This is a genomic window from Streptomyces sp. NPDC056503 (assembly GCF_042794995.1).
In the GTDB taxonomy this organism is placed as follows: Bacteria; Actinomycetota; Actinomycetes; order Streptomycetales; family Streptomycetaceae; genus Streptomyces.
The window spans coordinates 1-4,657 of sequence record NZ_JBHTST010000243.1 but is presented as its reverse complement, the minus strand read 5'-3'; the positions used below and the strand labels follow the sequence as shown (position 1 = coordinate 4,657).

The window sequence follows — 4,657 nt, the reverse complement described above, 5'->3', positions numbered from 1 at the left end:
GAAGCTCCGCGAGCACCTCGTCCAACGCCCCCGCGAACACCGGGAACGCCCCGTACAACCCACGACCCATCCCCAACCGCTGCGACCCCTGACCCGCGAACACCAACGCCGCCTTGCCCTCGGCGCGTGCCGTGCCGGTGGTGACGTTGGGGGCGTCCTCGCCGTCGATCAGGGCCAGCAGGCCGTTGAGGAAGTCGCCCCGGTCACGGCCCACGATCACCGCACGGTGCTCGAACGCGGAGCGTGAGACCACCGACGAGTAGCCGATGTCGGCGAGCGACAGGTCGGGGGCGTCGTCGATGGAGGTCAGCCAGCGCTCCGCCTGGCGGGCCAGTGCCTGGCCACTCCGTGCCGAGAGCAGCCAGGGGACGACGGCGCCGGGGGACTCGGGGGACTCCGGCGCCTCCGGCTCGGCGGGGGCCTGCTCGACGATGACGTGGGCGTTCGTACCGCTCACGCCGAAGGACGAGATCCCCGCCCGGCGCGGGCGTCCGGTCCCGGGCCACGCCCGCGACTCCGCCAGCAGCTCGACCCGACCCGCGTCCCAGTCCACCCGCGACGACGGCTTGTCCGCATGGAGAGAGGCCGGCAGGACGCCGTGGCGCATCGCCTCCACCATCTTGATCACACCGGCGACACCCGCCGCCGCCTGCGTGTGCCCCAGGTTCGACTTCACCGAACCCAGCCACAACGGATCGCCGTCCCCCCGACCCTGCCCATACGTCGCCAACAACGCCTGCGCCTCGATCGGATCACCCAACGTCGTCCCCGTACCATGCGCCTCCACCACGTCCACCTCGGCGGCCGAAAGGCCGGAGACCCGCAGGGCCTGCCGGATCACCCGCTGCTGGGCAGGACCGTTCGGCGCCGTCATCCCGTTCGACGCACCGTCCTGATTCACCGCCGAACCCCGCACCACCGCGAGGACGGGGTGGCCATTGGCGCGGGCATCCGACAGACGCTCCAGAACCAGCACCCCCACACCCTCGGCCCACCCCGTACCGTCCGCCCCCTCCGCGAACGCCCTGCACCGACCATCCGACGCCAACCCCCGCTGACGACTGAACTCCACGAACGACTCCGGAGTCGCCATCACCGTCACACCACCCGCCAACGCCAGCGAGCACTCACCCGACCGCAACGCCCCCACCGCCAGATGCAACGCCACCAACGACGACGAACACGCCGTATCCACACTCACCGCAGGCCCCTCAAGACCCAACGTGTACGCCACCCGACCGGTCGTCAGGGAACCGGTGCTCTTGCTGCCGACGTAGTCGTGGTACTGGACCCCGGCGTACACACCGGTCGCCGTGGCGCGCAGGGAGTGCGGGTCGATGCCCGCGCGTTCGATCGCCTCCCAGGAGGTCTCCAGGAGGAGGCGCTGCTGCGGGTCGACGGTCGCGGCCTCGCGCGGGGAGACACCGAAGAAGCCGGGGTCGAACTGCCCCGCGTCGTAGAGGAATCCGCCCTCGCGGACGTAGCTGGTGCCGGGGCGTTCGCCGTCCGCGTCGTACAGTCGCGCGATGTCCCAGCCCCGGTCGGTGGGGAACGGACCGATCGCGTCGGTCTCCGACACGACCAGCTCCCACAACGCCTCGGGCGAGTCGACACCACCCGGATAACGGCACGCCATACCGACGATCACCACCGGATCGTCCCCACCCGCACCCACGACGACCCGGCGGCCCGCGGCAGCGTCGTCGGACGAGCCGGACACCGAGCGGGGGTCCTCGGACCGGGCCGCGTGCCCGGTGCCCGCGAGGCCGGGGTGGGCGGCGGCCAGTTCCGCGAGGACGCGGTCCGCCACGGCGGATGCCGTGGGGTGGTCGAAGACGAGGGTCGCCGAGAGGCGCAGGCCGGTGGCAGCGCTCAGGCCGTTGCGCAGCTCGACGGCGGTGAGCGAGTCGAAGCCCAGTTCGTGGAAGCCCCGGTGCGGCTCGACGTCGGCTCCGGAAGCGTGGCCGAGGGCCAGGGCGACGTGGCCGCGCACCAGGTCCCGTACGGCTTCGTGGCGTGCCGCCTCGTCGGGCAGGGCCGCGAGCCGGGCGACGAGGGCGGCCGTGACGTCGACGGGCGACGCGCCCGGCACCGTACCCCTGCGTACGCCCGCCGCCAGGTCGCGGAAGGCGGTGGGGACGCCGTCGGGGTCGCGGCACAGGGCCGCCCTGTCGAGCTTCACCGCGAGGACGGACGCCGGGCCCTGGGGACGGCCCAGGGCGGCGTCGAGGAGGTCGAGGGCCTCGGAGGCCGGCAGCGGGGCGATGCCGCTGCGCGCCATGCGGGAGAGGTCGGCGGCGGTGAGCGCGGCCGTCATGCCGCCGTCGGGCGCCCAGGGGCCCCACGCGAGGGAGAGCGCGGGCAGCCCCTCGGCGCGGCGCCGCTCGGCGAGGGCGTCCAGGAAGGCGTTCGCCGCGGCGTAGTTGCCCTGGCCGGGTGCGCCGAGCTGGCCGGAGACCGACGAGAAGAGGACGAAGGCGCCGAGGTCCGCGTCGCGGGTGAGGCGGTGCAGGTGGAGTGCCCCGGCGACCTTCGGGCCGAGCACGGCGTCGAGGCGGTCGGCGGTCAGCTCGGAGACGATGCCGTCGTCGAGCACGCCGGCCGCGTGCACGACACCGGTCAGGGGGCGGTCGGCCGGGACGGCCCCCAGCACGTCTGCCAGCGCCGCCCCGTCCGCGACGTCGCAGTCGGCGACGGTGACGTGCGCGCCGAGCGCGGTCAGCTCGGCGGTCAGCTCGGCGAGGGCCGGTGACGTGGTGCCGGTGCGGCTGACCAGGAGGAGCCGGCGCACCGCGTGCCGGGTGACGAGGTGGCGGGCGACGACCACGCCCAGGGCGCCGGACGCGCCGGTGACGAGGACGGTGCCGGCCGGGTCGAAGGGGGCACGGGCCCGCAGCGCCGCGCCGGTGGCGCCGGCGGTGTCGGGAGCGCCGGTGGTGTCGGCAGCGCCGGTGGTGTCGGCGGTGTCGAGGGCCGTGACGCGCGCGGCGAGCAGGGCTCCGTTCCGTACGGCGACGACGGGCTCGCCCGAGGCCAGTGCGGCGGACAGCACGTCGGGACCGGGGGCGCCCTCGTCGCCGCCTTCGCCTTCGTTTGCGCCTTCGCCTTCGCCTTCCAGGTCCAACAGGAGGAAACGGCCCGGGTGTTCGGCCTGCGCCGAGCGGACCAGTCCCCACACGGCCGCCGCGGCGGCGTCGGGCCGAACGGGTTCCGTTCCCGTTCCGGTCGTGACGGCGCCCCGCGTGACGATCACCAGAGGCCGGTGCTCGTGCTCCGGGTCCGCGAGCCGGTCCCGGAGCACGTCGAGGGTGCGCAGAAGCAGGGCCCGTACGGCACCGATGCCGGGCTCGTCGCGCACGCCGCCCTCGGCCGCCTCGGCGGTCCCGAGGACGAGGACGTCGTGGGGCGGCGGTACGACGGCGGAGTCGGCGGAGAGAGGGATGCCCAGGGGCGTCCAGCCGAGCCGGTGGAGCGGGTTGCGCGCCGGCACCTCGTCGAACCGCTGCTCCGCCAACGGGCGGAACACCACGGAGTCGACGGTCCCCACGTCCCGGCCGGCGAGGTCGGTGAGGCGCGCGGCGAAACCGTCGTCCCCCGTCGCCGTGAACCGGATGCGCAGGGCGCTCGCGCCGGGCGTACGCAGGGAGACGCCGGACCAGGAGAACGGAAGCCGCGCGGCGGCGCCGTCCGCGTCGGCCAGTCGCAGTGCCTGGGTGCCCGCGTCGAGGAGGGCGGGGTGCAGCGAGAACCGCCCGGCGTCCCCCTCCGCGCCGGGCACGGGCCCGACCTGTGCGCAGAGGTCGTCGCCGTCGCGCCACACGGCCTCCAGGCCCTGGAAGGCGGGACCGTAGTCGAGCCCGGAGGCCGAGAGGCTCTCGGACAGGCCGTCCAGGGGCATCAGTCGCGTGTCGTCGGTACGGACGGCCGGCGGGACGACTCGCCCCGCGGTGCCGTCCGGGGTCAGCACTCCGTCGGCGTTCCGGACCCAGTCCTCCTGGTCCCCGTCCGCGCGGCTGTGGATGCCGACGGCCCTGGCGCCGGTCGCGTCCGGCGGTCCGACGACGACCTGGACGCGGGCGGCGCCGGTGTCGGGCAGCACCAGGGGCCGGGTCAGGGTCAGCTCGGCGACGCGGGGGCAGCCCGCTTCGGCGCCCGCCCGGAGGGCCAGTTCGAGAAGCGCGGTGCCGGGCAGCACGGGCCGCCCCTTGACCCGGTGGTCCGCGAGCCACGGCTGGCCGTCGGTGGAGAGGCGCCCGGTCAGCACGACGGCCCCCGAGTCGGCGACGACGGTCAGGGCACCGAGCAGCGGGTGCCCCACCGGATCGATCCCCAGCGTCGACACGTCGCCCGCGCCACCCGGGCCACGCCGCGCGTCGAGCCAGTAGCGCTCCCTCTGGAAGGCGTACGTGGGAAGGGCGGCGGCTACGGCGGCGTGCCCGGCGAACACGCCGTCCCAGGCGAGTTCCGTCCCGGACGCGTGCAGCCTGGCCACGGCGGTGAGCAGTTCGCGCGGCTCGTCGCGGTCGCGGCGGAGGAGCGGTACGAAGGGGGCCTCGGGCGCGGTCGCGGTGAGCGTGGCGTCCGGGCCGACCTCGACGAAGTGCCGTACGGACGACTGCTCTCGGAGGGCGTCGAGGGCGGCCGCGAAGCGGACGGG

The 4,657-nt window shown here is 75.2% G+C and carries 1 protein-coding gene; it reads right to left on the bottom strand.

Features of this window, described 5'->3' with window-relative positions; all coding sequences use genetic code 11:
- Positions 1 to 4,657: type I polyketide synthase (locus ACFQ8C_RS36495; RefSeq protein ID WP_383466195.1), on the bottom strand; the 4,657-nt coding region annotated here is incomplete at both ends.